Raw genomic sequence first — 19,576 nt, 5'->3', positions numbered from 1 at the left:
TTTGATTTCTGTTGCGTGTTATAAGGGGGAAAAAGTTGCTCTGTTTGGATTAGGGAAGTCTGGATTAGCAACGGCACAAGCGTTGATGTGTGGCGGTGCAGAAGTGGTGGCATGGGATGATCATCCTGCGAGTGTGCAAGCAGCTTTTCGGCAAAATATTCCAACAAGAGATCTTCACAGTGAAGATTGGTCAGAATTTGTGGCATTGATTCTCGCACCTGGCGTTCCTTTAAATTATCCTCAACCCCATTGGGTTGTTGAAAAAGCACGTCAAGCAAATATAGAAATTATCGGTGATATTGAATTATTTGTTCGTGCGCGCCATCATTTTTTACAGCGTTATGGTTTTTGTGATGAGGATGTTCCTTTCATTGCGATTACGGGGACGAATGGAAAGTCGACAACAACAGCTTTGCTTGCACATTTGTTGGAAAAAATGGGTTATGATGTGCAAATGGGGGGAAATATTGGAAATGCAATATTGACGCTTAAGCCTTTTGTTAAACAACGTATCTATGTCATTGAATGTTCATCATTTCAAATTGATCTTACACCCTCTCTTCAGCCAACCATTGGGCTTTTATTGAATTTGTCACCTGATCATATTGATCGCCATGGAAGTTTTGCGCATTATGTGCAAACCAAAAGACATCTGGTTGCTCAAGCTTTTCAGGCTTTTATTTCTGTTGATGATGCAGTTTGTGAGATGTTGTATCAACAATTGCTTCACGAGGGGCATCCAATTAAGGCTATTTCCAAGGATCATTTTGTTGAAAATGGTTTTTATGCAGAGGGGACCAAGCTCTTTTCTGTTCGTCAAGGACAGCGACATATGCTTGTAGATCTTGCTTCTATGTCTGCTTTGCGCGGAGGTCATAATGCACAAAATGCTCTTATGGCCTTGGCAACTTTGCAAGCTTTAAAAATAACCGATCCCTCTATGAACAAGCATTTAGCAAGCTATAAAGGATTGCCTCATCGTATGCAGCAAGTCCGTAAAATGGGGGCGGTTTTATTTATTAATGATAGCAAGGCAACGAATGCAGATGCAACAGCGCCGGCACTTTGCGCCTTTAATGATATTTTTTGGATTGTTGGGGGGCAGGCAAAAAAGGGAGGAATTGAGTCTCTTAGAGAATTTTTTCCTAAAATTCGTAAAGCCTATTTGATTGGGAGTGCAGCAGAAGAATTTGCGCGCATTATTGGATCTGCTTTTCCCTTTTCTATGAGCTTAACTTTAGAAAATGCGGTGCGTGAAGCCACCATTGACGCAATGCATTGCAAGGCAAAGGAGGTGGTGGTTCTTTTGTCACCTGCTTGTGCAAGTTATGACCAATTTAAAAATTATGAAGTGCGGGGCGAAGCATTTATCTCTTTGGTGATGCAATTACAACAATTACAATAACAAGAAGCATCACTTATAAAAAATATTTTTGCGTTAAGACTCCAGAATCTTTTTTTGTGTAATTTAGTTTTTAAAGTGTTTGTTGAATAGGTTGGGGAACCTTATCACTTTAAGACAATTTATAAAACGGATAAGGTGGCTATAAATGATTACACGTGCAGATAGGGACCCAATTGCGAATTGGTGGTGGACGATTGATCGCTCTATCTTTGCGGCTTGTTTAATTTTAATGGGGATTGGCATTATGCTGTCTTTTGCTGCGAGCCCCACTATTGCAAAAAAAATCGGAATTGCTGATAGTTTTTATTTTGTTCGCTGGCATATCATTTTTAGCATTTCAGCATTTTTTACGATGGTTACCATTTCTTTTTTTTCGCTTCCTAATATTCGTCGCTTATGTGCTCTTTTGCTCATTGTAACGCTTGCTCTTATGATTGCGACCTTATTTTGGGGGCCTGAATTAAAGGGAGCACGACGGTGGATTTTGCTTTTTGGTTTTTCTGTACAATCTTCAGAGTTTATGAAGCCAGCTTTTGTGGTGATGTCCGCTTGGCTTTTTTCAGAACAGATACGCAGGAGGGGAATTCCAGGTTACATGTTAGCAACTCTACTTTATGCCATTTGTTGTGTTCTTCTGGTTTTACAACCTGATATTGGACAAACAATTTTAATAAGTGCAACATGGGGAGGGCTGTTTTTTATTGCTGGTGTGCCTCTTACGGTTATTTTTCTCTTTCTCATTTTTGGCGTTGTAGGAATTATTCTCGCTTATCTTTTTCTGCCTCATGTGCGCGATCGTATCAATGGTTTTTTGACAGGGGAAGGAGATACCTTTCAAGTAGATGTAGGACGTGAGGCTATTTTAAATGGTGGTTGGTTTGGGCAAGGTCCTGGAGAGGGAACAGTAAAACGGATCATTCCTGATAGCCATACAGATTTTGTATTTTCTGTTGCTGCGGAAGAATATGGTATTATTCTTTGTTTGTTAATTATGATGCTTTTTGGCTTTATCGTTATGCGTTCATTGTATATAGCTATGAATACACGTGATTCCTTTATACGTCTTGGTATTACGGGCATAGCCATGATGATAGGCTTTCAATCAGCTATTAATATGGCTGTTAATCTTCACTTAATCCCTCCCAAAGGCATGACATTGCCGTTTATTTCTTATGGTGGTTCATCAATGGTGGCAATTGCGTTTTCAATGGGAACTTTACTCAGTTTAACGCGTCGTTGGCCAGAAGCGCGTCTTTCAGCTTTTTCTTCTTCTGTCTTGGATAGCTCTTCATGAATGATAAAAAAGTTATTGTTTTGGTGGCGGGGGGTACAGGTGGACATCTTTTTCCTGCTGAAGCACTTGCTGTTGAATTAAGGCGGCGTGGATATGATGTTCATTTAATAACAGATGAAAGAGCGCGATCTTTTGTACGGGGCTTTGATAAAGAACATACACATATTGTTTCATCGGCAACATTTACACGACGTTATCCTTTTGCTTTGATAAAAACGTTTTGGTCTTTGCTTAGAGGTATGGGGCAATCGTTGAGGCTGTTTTATAAATTACGTCCTGTGCTGGTTGGTGGTTTTGGGGGGTATCCGAGCTTTCCACCTCTTTTTATTGCGGCTTTAATGCGGCGTGTAACATTTATTCATGAGCAAAATGCTGTTATGGGACGTGCCAACCGGGTGTTGGCAATTTTTGTGCGTGCAATCGCTAGTGGTTTGTTGTCCCCACATGGTCCTTATGCTCGTAAAACGCTGTTGACGGGGAATCCAGTGCGTGAGGCTGTGTTGAAGGCGGCTGAAGTTTCCTATCAGCCTTCCACAGGTGATGAGCCATTTTATTTTTTGATTTTTGGGGGTAGCCAAGGGGCTTCTTTTTTTTCACATATTGTTCCAGAAGCGATTGCTTTGCTTGATGATCAGAATCGTAAACGCTTGCGCATTGTACAGCAAATTCGTGGTGAAGCAGTAGAGTTGATTAAAACCTATCGTGATATGGGTGTACAAGCGGAGGTTGCTCCTTTCTTTGATGATATGGCTGAGCGTATGGTGCATGCACATTTTATTTTGTCGCGTGCTGGGGCTTCATCGGTTTGTGAGATAGCGGTGATTGGTAGACCTGCTTTGCTTGTTCCTTATCCTCATGCTTTGGATCATGATCAGGCCGCCAATGCTGCCCTTCTTGCGCGTGTGGGTGGTGCGCAAATTATATTAGAAAAAGATTTAAATGCACAAAAACTTGCGGCTCTTCTAACGCAAGCTTGTTGTGCACCCCATTTATTGGAAAAACAAGCGCTTGCTGCAAAAAAAGTTGGGCAACCTCATGCAACCCGTTGCCTTGCTGATATGGCTGAAGCTTTAATTGCAGGGCGATTGTTGTCAGATATAAAAGAGGAGCTTTTTGATGAAAATGCCACTTGATATAGGCGTTATCCATTTTATTGGAATCGGGGGGATCGGTATGAGTGGAATTGCGGAGGTTTTTTATAATCTTGGCTATAAAGTTCAAGGCTCCGATCAGGTTGAGAGTGCCAATGTTGAACGTTTGCGGAGAAAAGGAATTAACATTCATATCGGTCATGGTGCTGAAAATTTAGGAAATGCTGAGGTTGTTGTTTTTTCTACGGCCGTAAAAAAAACAAATCCTGAATATATTGCTGCAAAAGAAAGACATTTGCCGCTTGTCAGACGTGCAGAAATGCTTGCTGAGCTGATGCGGTTTCGGCGTGCAATTGCGGTGGGTGGTACACATGGTAAAACAACGACCACGTCAATGGTCGCAGCGCTTCTTGATGCTGGTCGTTTTGATCCGGTGGTCATTAATGGCGGTATTATTAATGCTTATGGTACGAATTCTCGTACAGGAGAGGGCGATTGGATGATTGTTGAAGCTGATGAAAGCGATGGAACATTTTTAAAGCTGCCTGCTGATATTGCTGTTGTTACCAATATTGATGCTGAGCATTTGGATCATTATGGAAGTTTCGATGCTGTGCGTGAGGCTTTTCGGCAATTCGTAGAAAATGTTCCTTTTTATGGTTTTGCTGTTTTGTGCCTTGATCATCCAGAGGTCCAGTCATTGGCGGGTCGTATTGATGATCGTTGGGTGATTACTTATGGTGCAAATCCACAAGCGGATGTTCGTTTTCTTAATCTTTCGATGGATGGTCAAAAAACCTATTTTGATGTTCTTGTTCGTTCACGCAAGACAGGAAGGAAGATTGAGTTGAAAAATTTGCTTTTGCCCATGGCAGGAGAGCATAATGTTGCCAATGCAACAGCGGCAATAGCCATTGCGCATGAACTTGGCATTTCAAATGAATTGATAAAGAAGGGCTTAGCGGAATTTGGTGGCGTAAAACGACGTTTTACGCGAACAGGAAGTTGGCGTGGCATTGAAATATTTGATGATTATGGACATCACCCTGTTGAAATAAAGGCTGTTTTGCGCGCAGCACGTGAGAGTGCAAAAGGGCGTGTCATTGCTATTGCACAACCCCATCGTTATTCACGTTTGCATCATTTATTTGATGAGTTTTCTGCTTGTTTTAATGATGCCGATACAGTATTGATTACCCCCGTATATGCGGCTGGTGAAGAGCCTATCCTAGGGTTTGGTTCGCAAGAATTGGTAGAGCATATTAAAATGGCTGGTCATCGTGATGTGCGTTTGATACACGGTCTGGAAGACGTTGTATCTCTTGTCTCAAAATTTGCTCAGGCAGAGGATTATGTTGTTTTTCTTGGTGCTGGCAATATTACACAATGGGCTTGTGCGTTGCCTCATCAGTTGTCGGGACTTGATGGTCATGATAAATTTTCAGCACATTGATGGTGAGGCGTTATTGGCGCAACTGCAACCGATGTTGGGTAATGTCAGAGGTAAGCTTATCCCGAATGTTGAGATGCGTAAGGTGACATGGTTTCGCACAGGCGGGTTGGCAGAGCTTTTTTATCAGCCTGTTGATGAAGAGGATTTGGCTTTCTTTCTTCAAAAATTGCCTGAAACTGTTCCTGTAACAATTGTAGGTATTGGTTCTAATCTTCTGGTGCGTGATGGGGGCGTTCCGGGGATTGTGATTCGTCTTTCACCAAAAAATTTTGGACAAGTGCAACAAGTTTCTCCAAAAAGCTTTTTAGTTGGCGCTGGTACGGCGGATAAACATTTAGCTGCTGCTGCTTTAAAGGCAGAAATTGCAGGTTTTCATTTTTATCATGGTATTCCTGGTGGTCTTGGAGGGGCTCTCAAAATGAATGCGGGTGCAAATGGTGTTGAAACCGCAGCACGCGTTGTTGAGGTCTATGCGCTGGATCGTAAAGGGCAACGTTATACCTTGAGTTTGAAAGATATGCATTATTCTTATCGCCATTGTGATATTCCTAAAGATTTTATTTTTACGGCTGCTTTATTGGAAGGCGAGCCCGGTCATAAAGATGCTATTCGTGCTGCTATGGATGAAGTTGCCCTCCACAGAGAAACAGTGCAGCCTATTCGTGAAAAGACAGGGGGGTCAACTTTCAAAAATCCTGAGAATACATCCGCGTGGCGCGTGATTGATGAAGCAGGGTGTCGTGGTTTACGGATGGGTGGCGCTCAAATGAGTGAAATGCACTGTAATTTTATGATTAATACAGGCCAAGCAACAGGCTATGATCTTGAAGCATTGGGAGAAACAGTACGTGCGCGTGTTTTTGCACATTCAGCCCACCTTTTACAATGGGAAATAGAGCGTATCGGTCAATTTGAGCAGGGGCGAAGTGTTTCTCCTTTTGATCCATTTCATTGATTTATTGTTCACTAAAAAAGTGCAAATAAAAAATTGAGTCATTTCAAAGAGATAATAAAAAAATTCTATTAAGAATCAATAAATTACCAAAGAATCTCTTGCATCAGGCTTTTGAGTCTGATTCATTATGCAAAATGCTAGGTTATTGATTCGCAAGGATAAACTTTGTTTTTCCTGTATGTGGTGCTGATGTCTTCTATATAGGCTACATATAGTATGCGAAAGAGGGTGATTTATTATGAAAGATAAACATATAGCTGTGTTAATGGGAGGTTTTTCTTCTGAACGGTCTGTAAGTTTATCTTCAGGAACGGCTTGTGCTGATGTTCTTGAGGCGCAGGGGTATCGCGTAAGTCGTTTGGATGTTGACGCTCATATTGCTTCTGTTCTTGAACAGTTGCAGCCCGATATTGCCTTCAATGCGTTGCATGGTCCATTTGGTGAAGATGGTCGGATTCAGGGGATTCTTGAATATTTAAAAATTCCTTATACCCATTCTGGTGTGATGGCGTCCGCTTTGGCTATGGATAAGGGGCGTGCAAAAATTATTGTTGCAAGTGTTGGGGTTTGTGTCGCTCCTTCTCGTATTATGAATCGCTTTGCTGTTGGGCAAACGCATCCCATGGAGCCTCCTTATGTTATTAAACCTGTGTATGAAGGATCAAGTTTTGGTGTTGTCATTGTCCAAGAAAATGAAGCTGCACCACCGCATAATATTGGGGGTGTTGAGTGGAGATATGCCGATGAGGTGATGGTTGAGAAATATATTCCTGGTCGCGAATTGACCTGTGCTGTTTTGGGAAATGAAGTGCTGGATGTATGTGAAATTCTCCCCAGCCAACATTTTCCATTCTACGATTATGACTCAAAATATAAGACGGGTGGTTCTCTTCATATTTGTCCTGCACAACTTTCACTAAATATTTACCAAAGTGTGCAAAGAATGTCTTTAGCAGCCCATCAGGCGATAGGGTGTCGAGGTGTTAGCCGTTCTGATTTTCGTTTTGATGAGAAAACAGGAGAATTGGTTTGGCTTGAAATTAATACGCAACCCGGTATGACATCGACGTCTCTTCTTCCTGATATTGCAAAAGCGAGCGGTCGTACTTACGGCGATATTGTTCAATGGATGGTGGAGGACGCATCATGTATGCGTTGAATATTAATAAAACAAATGTTCCGATGGAGGTGCTTTCAGTGCCGGCTTTGCCACGTCTTTATCGTCGTTTTCTTCGGTTTATGTTTGAGTTTGTTTTTGTCAATATTCATATTCCGCGTCATTTCGGCTCTTTTGCTGTTGTATGGTTTTTCTTTGTGACAGCTTTTTATGGACTTTCATCAAGTGGTCAGATGGCTATGATCGTACACACGATTATATCGGATAGTGGTTTTGTGGTCGTTGATGTCGACATCAGTGGTAATAAGCGTTTGACAAAGCAAGATATTTTGAAAATATTAAAACTTGATGCTGCACCTTCTATATTCACTTTTGATGTTGAAAGAGCTCGTTCTCTTTTGGAAAAACAGGCTTGGGTTCAATCGGCAAATGTTCAGAAAATTTATCCCAATAGAATGCGTATTTCTATCGTGGAGCGTGAGCCTTATGCTATTTGGCAACATGATAGCATAATGGATATTGTTGATCATACGGGGCGTGTTATTGTGCCTTTTAAAGGAGAAACTATTCGGGGTTTGCCTCTTGTGGTTGGGCAGGGTGCACAAAATGCCGCTAAAGGATTTATTCAAGCGCTGTCAGTTTATCGGCAAGTGTATGATCGTGTTCGTGCTTTTGTGCGGGTAGGGGATCGGCGTTGGGATCTTGTTTTGGATAATGGAATGCGCCTTATGTTGCCTGAAAATGGTGCCCTTGAAAGGCTTTCTTCTCTTATTTCATCCGGTACAATGCAAGATCTTTTATCGCGCGATATTCTCAGTGTTGATTTACGTCTTGCTGATCGAATTACTGTTTCTTTATCAGATGAAACGTTGGAGCGTTATCAAGCTCGTGTCGCAGAAGAAGAGCGTATTTTAAAGACGCGAAAGGTAGGAAACCCATGATGTTGTTCAGATCACATCATCGGGGGGGGCGTAAGACACGTTTTTTAACGGTTCTTGATGTCGGCTCAAGTAAGATTGTCTGTCTTATTGCTTGTTTGCGTCCTTTGAAATATGCGCACTATTTGCATGGTCGTACGCATTCTATGGAAATTCTAGGCTTTGGAGTACAGCGTTCACGCGGTATTAAATCTGGTGTTGTCATGGATATGTTTGCAGCAGAACAATCCATACGCTTGGCTGTTGATGCGGCAGAAAAAATGGCTGGTTTGGTGGTGGATTCAGTAATTGTGAATTTTTCCTCAAGTCGATTACAAAGTGCTTTGATTCAAGGAAAAGTTCATTTGAATGGTCGTGAAATTACCAAGCGTGATATGCGTATGGTCTTTTCAGATGTTTCGCGTAAAGCTTTTGATGCTGAACGTCATGTTATGCATTCAGTTCCAGTTTCTTATATCTTGGATGGAGATAAAGGAATTTCTGATCCTATTGGCATGGCAGGGGAAACATTCGGTGTCGACGTGCATGTGGTAACCGCAGAAACAGCCTCTTTGCGTAATTTAGAAACGTGTATTAATCGTGCCCATTTGAGTGTTGAAGCAATGGTTGCTACTCCCTTTGCAAGTGGTCTTGCTGTCTTGATGAATGATGAGGCACATTTAGGAGCTGCATGTATTGATTTTGGTGGTGGAACAACAACGTTTTCAGTGTTTTTTGAGGGAAAATTTGTTCATGCGGATGCTCTTGCTGTTGGCGGGCATCATGTCACTCTTGATGTTGCACGCGGATTTTCTATGTCTCTAACAGAGGCGGAACGTTTAAAAGTTGTTTATGGTTCAGCACTTTTAACAAGTGCTGATGAGCGGCAAATGATTAATATCGCAGAAATTGGGAGTGAACAGCGTGAAACGCAATATCCTCGCGCGGTTCTTGGGCGCATCATTCGTGCGCGTGTTGAAGAAATTTTAGAAATGGTGCGTGATTGTTTAAATCGTTCTGGTTTTGGTCACATCATTGGTAAGCGTGTTATTTTGACTGGGGGGGCAAGCCAGTTAACAGGATTACCGGAAATGGCACGTACTATATTAGGAAGAAATGTTCGTATCGGGCGGCCTTTAGGAATTTCGAGGCTTCCTTCTCTTGCAAAAGGGGCGGCGTTTACATCTGCTGTAGGGTTGTTAATTTATCCGCAATTGGTGGGTTTTGAAGAAAAAACAATGCAGGCGGCAGGAAATCATTTATCGATGGGCACGCGTGGGTATTTTCAGCGTGTTGGTCAGTGGTTGCGTGAGAGTTTTTAGTTAAGTCTAGTTGGATAAATTTCATCGCTTTGGCTTGCGGTGTCTTATGAGAAGGAAAAGAAAATGACGATTAATCTGCATCGGCCAGATATCGCGGAATTGAAGCCACGCATTACCGTTTTTGGTGTTGGAGGTGGTGGCGGGAATGCCGTGAATAATATGATAAATGCTGGTCTTCAGGGAGTTGACTTTGTTGTTGCAAATACGGATGCACAGGCTTTGGCTATGTCAAAGGCTGAACGTGTTATCCAGCTTGGTGCTGCTGTGACAGAAGGTTTGGGTGCTGGGGCTTTACCAGAAGTTGGGCAAGCTGCAGCAGAGGAATGTATTGATGAAATTATCGATCATCTTGCAGACTCTCATATGGTTTTTATTACTGCTGGTATGGGGGGAGGAACTGGAACAGGGGCTGCTCCCGTTGTTGCTCGTGCAGCGCGTGAAAAAGGTATTTTGACTGTTGGTGTGGTGACAAAGCCATTTCAGTTTGAAGGGGCACGTCGGATGAAAACGGCTGAGGCTGGTATTGAAGAATTACAAAAATCTGTCGATACATTGATTGTTATTCCCAATCAAAATCTTTTCCGTATTGCAAATGATAAAACAACATTTGCTGATGCTTTTGCTATGGCGGATCAAGTACTTTATTCTGGTGTTGCTTCCATTACGGATTTGATGATTAAAGAGGGCTTGATTAACCTCGATTTTGCTGATGTTCGTTCTGTTATGCACGAAATGGGTCGAGCCATGATGGGAACGGGTGAGGCATCTGGTGAGGGACGAGCTTTGGCTGCTGCTGAAGCGGCTATTGCGAACCCATTGTTGGATGATACCTCTATGCGTGGCGCACGTGGTTTATTGATTTCTATTACTGGTGGGCGTGATATGACCCTCTTTGAGGTTGATGAAGCTGCTAATCGTATCCGTGAAGAAGTGGATGCTGATGCGAATGTGATCTTTGGGGCCATTGATGATGAGTCATTGGAAGGTGTTATTCGTGTTTCTGTGGTTGCCACCGGTATTGATCGTGAGGTTAGTGATGTGGTTCAGCCCTCTCAGCCTCAGTTCCAAAGACCAACCTCTTCAATACGCAAGAACGATCCTGGAACGCCACACAGTTCTTTTCATGTGCAGTCACCGCCTTTGCGTTCTGAATCAATGGTAGAAGTTATCGAATCACTTGAAATAGAAAAAAGTAAGCCAACAGGAGAACAGTTTCGTCCCAAAAGTCAAATTTTTGCACAGCCTGCAGAAACAATGATGACACGAAATGCGACAAAAGCTGTTGCTTATGGTTCAAATGTTGGGCAAGATCAGGTATCAAATGCTCCACGTATGCAAGGGGGGCGTATTTCTCAACAAGCTATGACGGCTCCCGTGAGTATGGAGGCTACAGCGCATGTTCTTGATGAGATGACAGGGGTTGTGAAGCAAAAAGAAAAGCTAGTGCAACCAAAACAAACGCAACAGATGCAAGCGCGCGCTCCAATGCGGATGCCTGAGTTAAAGGATTTTCCTCCTGTTGCTCATGGACAGAGACAAAGAGCATCTGTGACTGATCAAGGTCCTCGTAATCTTTGGCAGCGTTTGAAACAGAGCTTGACACATCGTGAGGATGAAGAGCCAGAAGCAAGATTGGAACCTGCTGTGAGATCTTCACAGCAGCAAGAGTCTTCTCTTTACAATAAAAACTCTCAGGCGCGTTCTCAAGATGCTTCTGTTTATGTTCCACGCCGTTCTGGTGAGTTGCATCCTCAGGTTCCACAAGATCAGCGGACTTTTATCAGTGAAGAAGATCAGTTAGAAATACCGGCGTTTTTACGTCGTCAGGCAAATTAATTGGTAAAAAATGAGGCAAAGTAAGAAATTTTATGCCCTCTTTGGCGATGAGTCAGAAGATATAAAGTAAAATATACTGTTATTTTAGATAAAATACTTTGTTTTTAAAAAACCGCTTATAATAAGCGGTTTTTTTTATTATTTACTATGAATATTTTTTTTATAGTTTTATAAATTTTGTTAAAATATGTAAAAGAAAAGCAATAAAATAATATGATGAATTTGGTGCCAAAATATCAGTCTACTCTTAAAAAAGCAGTAACATTTAAGGGGATTGGCGTTCACAGTGGCTGTTTGTCGGAGATAAAAGTTTGTCCAGCCGATGTTGGATGTGGTATTCTTTTTAAGCGTCGTGGACTAGACGGTACAGAGAAAATATTTCAAGCCCATGCATCGCAAATGGGAGAAACTGAGTTATCAACGGTGCTTGGAGATGGAGAAGTAAGGGTTGAAACAATTGAACATTTGATGGCAGCCATTGCTGCTTATAATTTAGATAATCTTGTTATTGAAGTGTCGCATAATGAGATCCCTATTTTAGATGGTTCTGCATGGCAATATTGCCAAGCTTTTGAAGATGTTGGCATTGTCCAGCAAAATGTATACCGCTCTTATTTTATGATAAAAAAGCCGTTACGGGTTGAAGACGCTCATGGTTTTGCAGAGCTTTTGCCATTTGATGGGCGCCGTTTTGATATAACGATTTCTTTTCCTTCTTCTGCCATTGGTAGGCAACATTTCAGTTTTGATCTTACCACACGAGGGTTTCGAGATGATTTGTCACGTGCACGTACTTTTGGTTTTATCAAAGACGTGGAAAAATTACGGCTTTCTGGAAAGGCGAGAGGCGCTTCTTTAGAAAATTCTCTTGTTATCGGTTTTGATGACAGAATTTTAAATCCCGATGGTCCTTATTGGGAAAATGAATGTGTCCGGCACAAAATGCTTGATGCGATTGGTGATACTGCTTTACTTGGGAGTCCTTTTATTGGATTATTTCGTTCTTACTGTAGTGGACATAGAATTAATGCAAAATTAGTGAAAGCTGTTTTGGCAGACGAATCATATTACGAAAAAAGCTCTTTAGAGGAAGAATAAAAGAAAATTGACAAGACTTTTTTATCGTTTATTTGATTTTTAAGGGGATGATTGACCTAAACTGCTAAATTGGTTATGTGCATTTTAAAGTGATATGGTATAAAGGCTTTTAATAAATTATTTTTGCTGCAAAGGTGGTATTCTGTGGAGGCCGGAAAAACTATGAAAAAATCTCATATGTGCATTAGAAATATGGTATATAGAAAATCTAACATTGTACGCAAGATATTAGGGGTGGTTCTTTTGGGAAGCACCTGTATGTTAGCGGGATGTCTCTTTAAAGAGAAAAATACCCTTGATCCATCTGCTTATGTTTTGAAAATAGATCCACCAGATGTTCTCTATAATCAGGGGCTTGCGAGCCTTGAGAGTGGGCGGCTTGGAGACGCTGCTAAAAAGTTTCTTACGATTGAAAAACAGTATGCTTATACAGACTGGGGCCGTAAATCTTTAGTCATGGGTGCTTTTACAAATTATCGCCTTGGAAAATATGATGATTCAATTAGTATGGCTCAACGCTATATTACTCTTTATCCAGGGGCTAGTGATTCAGCTTATGCGTACTATATTATTGGTCTTTCTTCTTTTCGCCGGATTCCTGATGTTACGCGTGATCAACGGGATACGAAACGCGCTATTGCTGCGATGCAGCTTCTTATAGAGCGTTATCCAAATTCTGAATATGTCAAGGATGCTAAGGATAAAATACGTTTCGGGCGTGAACAGTTGGCTGGTAAAGAAATGCAGATTGGCCGTTATTATGAAGAAGGGCGACGTTATCTTGCTGCAAGTAGAAGGTTTCGTACCGTCGTTGAAGAGTATTCCGATACAAATCAAATTGAAGAAGCGCTTTTCCGATTGACAGAAGTTAATCTGGCTCTTGGTTTAACAGCTGAAGCACAGACAGCAGCAGCTATTTTAGGACGGAATTATCCCAAAAGTGAGTGGTATAAATTTTCTTATAATCTCTTGCAGAAGAATAAAATATCGCCACATGAGCATAAATCTTCTTGGATCTCAAATGCTTTAGGTGGTGATAAGAAGAGGGCACGTTGATTCTCTCATGCTGGTACAGCTTTCGATTCATAATATTGTTTTGATCGAAACGCTCGATGTTCATTTTACGGCGGGGTTGACGGTTTTAACTGGAGAAACAGGGGCGGGAAAATCTATTTTACTTGACGCTTTGTCGCTTGCTCTTGGGGGGCGGGGCGATGCTTCGCTTGTGCGTCATGGTACTGATCGCGGGCAGATTACCGCTGTTTTTGATGTCCCTCTTTCACATCCTGTACGTCAGCTTATTCGTGAGAATGGTCTTGATGATGAGGGGGATATTATTTTACGGCGTGTGCAATCGAGTGATGGACGCAGTCGTGTCTTTATCAATGATCAGGTGGCGAGTGTTGCATTGATGCGGAGTGTTGGTCGTCACTTGGTTGAAATTCACGGGCAGCATGATGATCGTGCGCTTGTTGATGTTGCGACGCATCGCCAGTTATTAGATGCTTTTGGCGGATTTGAAGATGATGTGAGAAATTTACGTCAATGTTATCAGGTATGGCATGAATGTGAAGAGCGTTTGCAACAACAGCGTCTTAAAGTAGAGAATGCAACGCGTGAGATGGATTATCTTCGGGCATGTGTAGAAGAGCTTGAAAAACTTGATTTTCAAGTTGGTGAAGAAGATACTCTTTCTCTTCGTCGTGCTGATATGCTTAAATTAGAAAAAATAGCGACGGATATTAAAGAAGCAGATGATCTTTTAAGTGGTCAAAAGTCGCCAATACCCGTTCTTTCTAATTTGGTAAGGCGTTTGGAGCGGAAAATTCCTGAGGCAGAAGAGCTCATTACACCAGTGGTGAAATCTCTTGATGAGGCATTGCATGCACTTGCAACAGCACAGGAAGGGATTGAGGCGGCTATGCGAGCATTGGATTTTGAACCTGATGAATTGGAACGGATAGAAGAACGTCTTTTTACGCTTCGCGGTTTTGCGCGTAAATATCAAGTTTCTGCGGATGAATTGGTTCAGTTACGCGATAAAATGGATGCTGAACTTACTGATTTTGAAGAGGCTCAGAACACGTTAATGCGTTTTGAAGATGAGGCAGAGCAAGCAAAGAAAAATTATGATACATTGGCACAAACTTTAACAATAAAACGTCAAGAGACAGCAAAGCATTTATCTGAAAGTGTTATGGCTGAGTTGCCAGCTTTGAAATTAGAAAAGGCAGAATTTATTGTTGAAATGCAGACTGATGTTGCAAAACGAAGTGCAGAGGGGTGTGATCGTATTGAATATTGGGTGCGGACCAATCCTGGAACACGGGCTGGACCCATGCTGAGTGTTGCTTCTGGTGGTGAATTGTCTCGTTTTTTATTGGCATTAAAGGTTGTGTTATCTGATCGCGGATCAGCTCCCACGTTGGTTTTTGATGAAATTGATACAGGTGCTGGGGGCGCTGTTGCGGCCGCTATTGGGCAACGGTTGCAACGTTTGTCGGAAAAGATTCAAGTTTTTGCTATTACGCATGCACCCCAAGTTGCGTCGAAAGCGCATAGTCATTTTCTTATTTCAAAGATTGAAAGTGATGATAAAGGGCGCTTTATGACTGTTCTTCATAAAATGGAAGAGCAAGAGCGTGCAGAAGAAATTGCTCGTATGTTGGCAGGAGAACAGATTACTGAGGAGGCACGAGCTGCTGCTCAAAAACTTCTTGCATAAAGATTCAGTGATTGAACGATAAAAATATCGCTTATTAATTATTTTACTGACAAGCGTGTGTTCATTTGAGTTCGCTTTATAATTAAAGAGTTGAGATTTTTATGACTATAGCCCATCATTTGGAATAGATTTTATGAACAAGGACGGAATTAAAAACCTCACTGCTCTTGAAGCAGAAAGTGAATTAGAGTGGTTAGCAAAAGAGATTGCACGTCATGATGTGCTTTATAATCGTGATGATCAACCTGAAATTTCTGATGCTGAATATGATGCTCTTCGCCGGCGTAACGCAGAAATTGAAGCTCTCTTTCCTGAACTCATTCGTATAGATTCTCCTTCACATAAAATTGGAGCACCGGTTTCGGAGAAGTTTGAAAAATCTGTTCATACACAACCGATGCTTTCCCTTGATAATGCGTTTAGCTTTGAAGATGTTACTGAATTTGTGGAACGTGTGCGTCGTTTTTTACGGTTTTCAGAAACACAAATATTAGAAATAACAGCGGAGCCAAAAATTGATGGTTTATCGTTGTCTTTGCGTTATGAAAAGGGCCGGCTTGTATGTGCCGCAACGCGGGGTGATGGAGCTGTTGGTGAAAATGTGACAGCGAATGCACGAACAATTGCTGATATTCCAAAAGTTTTGCAAGGCAAATTTCCTGATATTCTTGAGGTTCGCGGTGAAGTTTATATGGGGCGGGAGGATTTCCAAGCGCTTAATATCAGCCAGCAAGAGAAGGGTAAGTTAATCTTTGCCAACCCTCGAAATGCTGCGGCTGGATCACTGCGTCAACTGGATTCACGGATAACTGCTAGCAGAAAGCTGCGATTTTTTGCTTATGGTTATGGTGAGGTGAGCGAAATATTTGCAGAAAGCCAAATGGAGATGATAAAAAATCTCGAAGAATATGGCTTTATTATCAATCCATTAACAAAAGTTTTTAAGACAGTAGAAGAAATTATTTCCTATTATCATGATATCGAAGAACGCCGTTATTCTTTAAACTATGATATTGATGGCATTGTTTATAAGGTTAATGATTTGATGCTCCAAAAGCGTTTGGGATTTGTTTCTCGTTCGCCGCGTTGGGCTATTGCGCATAAATTTCCAGCAGAAAAAGCGATGGCGCTTTTGGAAGCTATTGATATTCAAGTGGGGCGCACGGGAGCATTAACCCCTGTTGCACGTCTTACGCCTATTACTGTTGGTGGGGTGGTGGTGACCAATGCTAGTTTGCATAATGAAGATTATATTAAAGGAATTGGTCATAAAGGAGAGCCCATTCGTGAGGGACGCGATATTCGTATCGGCGATACGGTGATTATACAACGTGCTGGTGATGTAATTCCTCAAGTAGTTGATATTGTTGTAGAAAAACGTCAAAAAGACTCTTCTGCTTTTGTTTTTCCTCATCTCTGCCCTGCTTGTGGCAGTCATGCGGTTCGTGAAGCAGGAGAAGCAGTGCGTCGTTGTACTGGGGGGTTTATTTGTCCTGCACAAGCGATTGAGCGTATTCGTCATTTCGTTGCGCGCAATGCTTTTGATATTGAGGGTTTGGGTAAAAAACAAGTAGAGTTTTTTTTCCATGCTCAAGATGAAGCGCTTTGTATTCATACACCAGCCGATATTTTTACTTTACAGCGGCGCCAAGAAAAGTCTTTGATACGTTTGGAAAATATGGAAGGTTTTGGTGCTGTTTCGGTACGTAAACTTTATGATGCTATTAATGCACGTCGCAAAATTCCTCTCAGCCGTTTTTTATTTGCATTGGGGATTCGCCATGTTGGAGAGGTCAATGCACGCCGGCTTGCACGCGCTTATCAAACTTATACAGCTTTTGAAACTGCGGCAATGGAAGCACTTATGCCATGTGAGAAGGAAAATAAAGAAGGCAATGAAGCTTGGCTAGAGCTTACCAATATCGAAGGAATTGGACCACAGGTAGGCAGTACGATTATTGATTTTTATCAAGAAGAGCATAATCGTGAGGTTTTGGCTGTTTTGCTTGAAGAAGTGACTCCTCTCGATGAGGATCCTGTTTTGACAGCATCTTCACCGTTAGCGGGAAAGATTATTGTTTTTACAGGAACTTTGACGCGTATGTCTCGCGATGAAGCAAAGGCATTGGCAGAGCGATTAGGGGCAAAGACTTCCGGTTCACTTTCTAAAAAAACAGATATTCTTGTTGCAGGGCCTGGAGCAGGATCAAAATTGACTAAAGCTGGAGAGTTAGGTGTTGAGGTTATCGATGAAGAGACTTGGCTACAGCTGATTGAGAAACATAATGTTTAGGAGGGAAAATGACGCTCAAGCATGATGAATATTCTTATCTTTTTTTCTCATTAGATGCGATTTACTGATATTGAAAGTCAATTTATACTTATTTTTTAATGCTGTAAGATATTGTTTTATTAAGATAATAAGGAATTTTAATATTTCCTTATGTTTAGTGCACATTTTTGCTTGAAAAAAGAGCAAGAGCATTCTTGTTGAAAGCTTTAAGAGATATTTGTGTTTTTCACACTTAAAGAGGCATAGTTGCTTCTTTTATCCATTCTTTCTCTTCTTCATTTAAATAAGGTTCATTCATCTGATAAACACGCGCGTGGTAATTATTGAGCCATTGTCGCTCTTCTTGTGTTAAAAGCTCTGGAAGAATGAGTCTTCGATCAATGGGGCAATGGGTGAGTGTTTCAAAGGAAAGCATTTCTTTCTCGCCACCAGCAGTTTTTTGTGCTGGGTTCACAATGAGTAAATTTTCAAGACGGATACCAAAAGCGCCTTCACGATAATATCCAGGTTCATTCGAAACAATCATTCCAGGAATCAATTCTTGGCAGCCTTTGCGCGAAATATTTTGTGGTCCTTCATGAACAGAAAGATAAGAACCAACGCCATGACCTGTACCATGGGCATAATCACAACCGGCTTTCCACAAAGCAATGCGTGCTAGAACATCAATGTCTTGTCCGCGTGTTCCTTTTGGAAAACATGCGGTTGAAAGAGCAATCATGCCTTTAAGGACGAGAGTAAAACAGCGTTTTTCTTCTTCTCCAATATTCCCAATTGCTACTGTGCGTGTGACATCTGTGGTGCCATCACGGTATTGTCCACCTGAATCCACAAGATAAAGTTCACCAGCCTTGAGTTGTTTATTGGTTTCATTTGTTACACGGTAATGGATAATTGCTCCATTTGCACCTGCTGCTGAGATTGTATCAAAAGAGAGATCTTCAAGTTTTTTTCTCATGTCTTTTGCTGTACTTATGCGAAATTCTTCTAATTTCTGAGCAGCAGAAATTTCATTTATTGTGCCTGGTGTTTGTTTGTCTAACCAGGCAAAAAAACGGGTAAGAGCAACACCATCGCACAGATGAGCTCTGCGCGCCCCTTCTCGTTCTGTGTCATTTTTAATGGCTCGGGGTAGAGCTGCAGGATCGGTCAGTGTGATAAAAGATTTGCCACTTTCTTCAAGGACAGTGCGTAACTTTTCGCATGTTAACTGTGGATCTAAGGCAAAAATCACGCCTTTTTGGCTATAATCTTTAATCTTGGCAATAAGCTGTTCTGGTTTATATAATTTTGTATAACGTTCCAGATATTGTTTTTGTTCTTCACCAAGCTTTTTGCTATCAATGAATAAGGCTGGTGTTTCGTTTATGGGTACTAGGGCAAAACAAAGAGAAAAAGGTGTGTTGGAAACATCATTGCCCCGTATATTGAACATCCATGCAATAGAGGAGGGATCTGTAAAAATAAAAGCATCTGCACGGACTTGTTGTATGGTTTTGCGAATTAAAGAGAGCTTTTCATCGCTATCCCATCCTGCATATTGGAGAGGATGAATCGATAAGGCAGATCGTGGTGATGGTGGTTGGTCATGCCAGATAAGATCAATAGGATTTTGTTGAACTGCTATAAGCTTTCCACCTGTTTTTATCTCTAAGGATTTTTTCAGTGTATCTGTAGCGGCAATGGTGTGGAGCCATGGATCAAAGCCAATGAAAAGTTGTTTTCCATTTTTTTCAAGCCATTGTGAGGGGGGGCACGTTACGAGATCTTCGTATTCAAAAATATGAGGATCAGTTTGTTGGCGAACTTGGAGTTTATAGCGTCCATCAGTAAAGATAATAGCTTTATTTTTTAAAATAAGAGCGATCCCTGCTGAACCCGTAAAGCCAGTGAGCCAGCTTAAGCGTTGAGCATAGGGGGGAACATATTCTCCTTGATGTTCATCGCTACGGGGAACAAGAAAACCATCGAGCCCAAGACGATCGAGTTCTTTACGAAGAGAGGAAATGCGCTCGAGAGCATGGGCGGGATTTGTTGTTGCTTCAAAAGATTGATACATAACAACGTCCT

Annotated in this window: 14 protein-coding genes; 13 read left to right on the top strand and 1 reads right to left on the bottom strand. The window is 41.6% G+C overall.

The window, feature by feature from the left end; all coding sequences use genetic code 11:
* Window position 1 precedes the first annotated feature (1 nt).
* The 13 genes from murD (at window position 2) to ligA (ending at window position 17,506) form a co-directional block, all read left to right on the top strand.
* On the top strand, window positions 2-1,405 hold the full coding sequence (murD, locus tag NNJ85_RS05900; RefSeq protein ID WP_254474362.1) for a UDP-N-acetylmuramoyl-L-alanine--D-glutamate ligase: 1,404 nt from the start codon (window positions 2-4) through the stop codon (window positions 1,403-1,405).
* A 145-nt stretch (window positions 1,406-1,550) separates the two neighbouring features.
* Window positions 1,551-2,699 carry an FtsW/RodA/SpoVE family cell cycle protein gene (locus tag NNJ85_RS05895; RefSeq protein WP_254474359.1) on the top strand — a complete coding sequence of 383 codons (1,149 nt, stop codon included), beginning with the start codon at window positions 1,551-1,553 and terminating at the stop codon, window positions 2,697-2,699.
* Window positions 2,696-3,832 (top strand): undecaprenyldiphospho-muramoylpentapeptide beta-N-acetylglucosaminyltransferase, encoded by a 1,137-nt coding sequence (gene murG, locus NNJ85_RS05890; protein ID WP_254474357.1) that lies wholly within the window; start codon window positions 2,696-2,698, stop codon window positions 3,830-3,832. The genes NNJ85_RS05895 and murG overlap by 4 nt, the downstream gene beginning before the upstream one ends.
* Complete coding sequence (murC, locus tag NNJ85_RS05885) at window positions 3,816-5,243, top strand: UDP-N-acetylmuramate--L-alanine ligase (RefSeq protein ID WP_254474355.1); 1,428 nt, start codon at window positions 3,816-3,818, stop codon at window positions 5,241-5,243. Before murG ends, murC begins: the two co-directional genes overlap by 17 nt.
* Complete coding sequence (gene murB / locus NNJ85_RS05880) at window positions 5,221-6,198, top strand: UDP-N-acetylmuramate dehydrogenase (protein WP_254474353.1); 978 nt, start codon at window positions 5,221-5,223, stop codon at window positions 6,196-6,198. The genes murC and murB overlap by 23 nt, the downstream gene beginning before the upstream one ends.
* 238 nt (window positions 6,199-6,436) lie before the next feature.
* Entirely contained in the window at window positions 6,437-7,357 is a 921-nt protein-coding gene (locus tag NNJ85_RS05875; RefSeq protein WP_254474351.1) for a D-alanine--D-alanine ligase, read from the top strand.
* Window positions 7,345-8,256 carry a cell division protein FtsQ/DivIB gene (locus NNJ85_RS05870; protein WP_254474349.1) on the top strand — a complete coding sequence of 304 codons (912 nt, stop codon included), beginning with the start codon at window positions 7,345-7,347 and terminating at the stop codon, window positions 8,254-8,256. The genes NNJ85_RS05875 and NNJ85_RS05870 overlap by 13 nt, the downstream gene beginning before the upstream one ends.
* Entirely contained in the window at window positions 8,253-9,554 is a 1,302-nt protein-coding gene (gene ftsA, locus NNJ85_RS05865; protein WP_254474348.1) for a cell division protein FtsA, read from the top strand. Before NNJ85_RS05870 ends, ftsA begins: the two co-directional genes overlap by 4 nt.
* Window positions 9,555-9,617: 63 nt before the next feature.
* Window positions 9,618-11,390, top strand: coding sequence for a cell division protein FtsZ (gene ftsZ, locus NNJ85_RS05860; protein WP_254474347.1), 1,773 nt, complete (start codon window positions 9,618-9,620; stop codon window positions 11,388-11,390).
* A 213-nt stretch (window positions 11,391-11,603) separates the two neighbouring features.
* Window positions 11,604-12,488, top strand: a complete 885-nt coding sequence (gene lpxC, locus NNJ85_RS05855) for a UDP-3-O-acyl-N-acetylglucosamine deacetylase (RefSeq protein ID WP_254474346.1) — start codon at window positions 11,604-11,606, stop codon at window positions 12,486-12,488.
* 162 nt (window positions 12,489-12,650) lie between these two features.
* Window positions 12,651-13,544 (top strand): outer membrane protein assembly factor BamD, encoded by an 894-nt coding sequence (locus NNJ85_RS05850; protein ID WP_254474345.1) that lies wholly within the window; start codon window positions 12,651-12,653, stop codon window positions 13,542-13,544.
* A gap of 7 nt (window positions 13,545-13,551) precedes the next feature.
* Window positions 13,552-15,213, top strand: coding sequence for a DNA repair protein RecN (gene recN / locus NNJ85_RS05845; protein ID WP_254474889.1), 1,662 nt, complete (start codon window positions 13,552-13,554; stop codon window positions 15,211-15,213).
* 133 nt (window positions 15,214-15,346) lie between these two features.
* On the top strand, window positions 15,347-17,506 hold the full coding sequence (gene ligA / locus NNJ85_RS05840; RefSeq protein ID WP_254474344.1) for an NAD-dependent DNA ligase LigA: 2,160 nt from the start codon (window positions 15,347-15,349) through the stop codon (window positions 17,504-17,506).
* 232 nt (window positions 17,507-17,738) lie between these two features.
* Here the strand turns inward: ligA and NNJ85_RS05835 are convergent, their stop codons facing one another.
* A complete protein-coding gene (locus NNJ85_RS05835; RefSeq protein ID WP_254474343.1) occupies window positions 17,739-19,565 on the bottom strand; it encodes an aminopeptidase P family protein in 1,827 nt (608 codons plus the stop codon).
* Window positions 19,566-19,576: the final 11 nt, after the last annotated feature.

This window comes from Bartonella sp. B1098 (assembly GCF_944896145.1).
Taxonomy (GTDB): domain Bacteria; phylum Pseudomonadota; class Alphaproteobacteria; order Rhizobiales; family Rhizobiaceae; genus Bartonella.
Note: the sequence above shows the minus strand (reverse complement) of the source record. Positions and strands in the feature narration are given on the sequence as shown.

Coding starts and splice junctions, on each gene's coding strand:
- NNJ85_RS05895 (WP_254474359.1), top strand. CDS start 1,551: ATGATTACACGTGCAGATAGGGACCCAATTGCGAATTGGTGGTGGACG.
- murG (WP_254474357.1), top strand. CDS start 2,696: ATGAATGATAAAAAAGTTATTGTTTTGGTGGCGGGGGGTACAGGTGGA.
- murC (WP_254474355.1), top strand. CDS start 3,816: ATGAAAATGCCACTTGATATAGGCGTTATCCATTTTATTGGAATCGGG.
- murB (WP_254474353.1), top strand. CDS start 5,221: ATGATAAATTTTCAGCACATTGATGGTGAGGCGTTATTGGCGCAACTG.
- NNJ85_RS05875 (WP_254474351.1), top strand. CDS start 6,437: ATGAAAGATAAACATATAGCTGTGTTAATGGGAGGTTTTTCTTCTGAA.
- NNJ85_RS05870 (WP_254474349.1), top strand. CDS start 7,345: ATGTATGCGTTGAATATTAATAAAACAAATGTTCCGATGGAGGTGCTT.
- ftsA (WP_254474348.1), top strand. CDS start 8,253: ATGATGTTGTTCAGATCACATCATCGGGGGGGGCGTAAGACACGTTTT.
- ftsZ (WP_254474347.1), top strand. CDS start 9,618: ATGACGATTAATCTGCATCGGCCAGATATCGCGGAATTGAAGCCACGC.
- lpxC (WP_254474346.1), top strand. CDS start 11,604: ATGATGAATTTGGTGCCAAAATATCAGTCTACTCTTAAAAAAGCAGTA.
- NNJ85_RS05850 (WP_254474345.1), top strand. CDS start 12,651: ATGAAAAAATCTCATATGTGCATTAGAAATATGGTATATAGAAAATCT.
- recN (WP_254474889.1), top strand. CDS start 13,552: ATGCTGGTACAGCTTTCGATTCATAATATTGTTTTGATCGAAACGCTC.
- ligA (WP_254474344.1), top strand. CDS start 15,347: ATGAACAAGGACGGAATTAAAAACCTCACTGCTCTTGAAGCAGAAAGT.
- NNJ85_RS05835 (WP_254474343.1), bottom strand. CDS start 19,565: ATGTATCAATCTTTTGAAGCAACAACAAATCCCGCCCATGCTCTCGAG.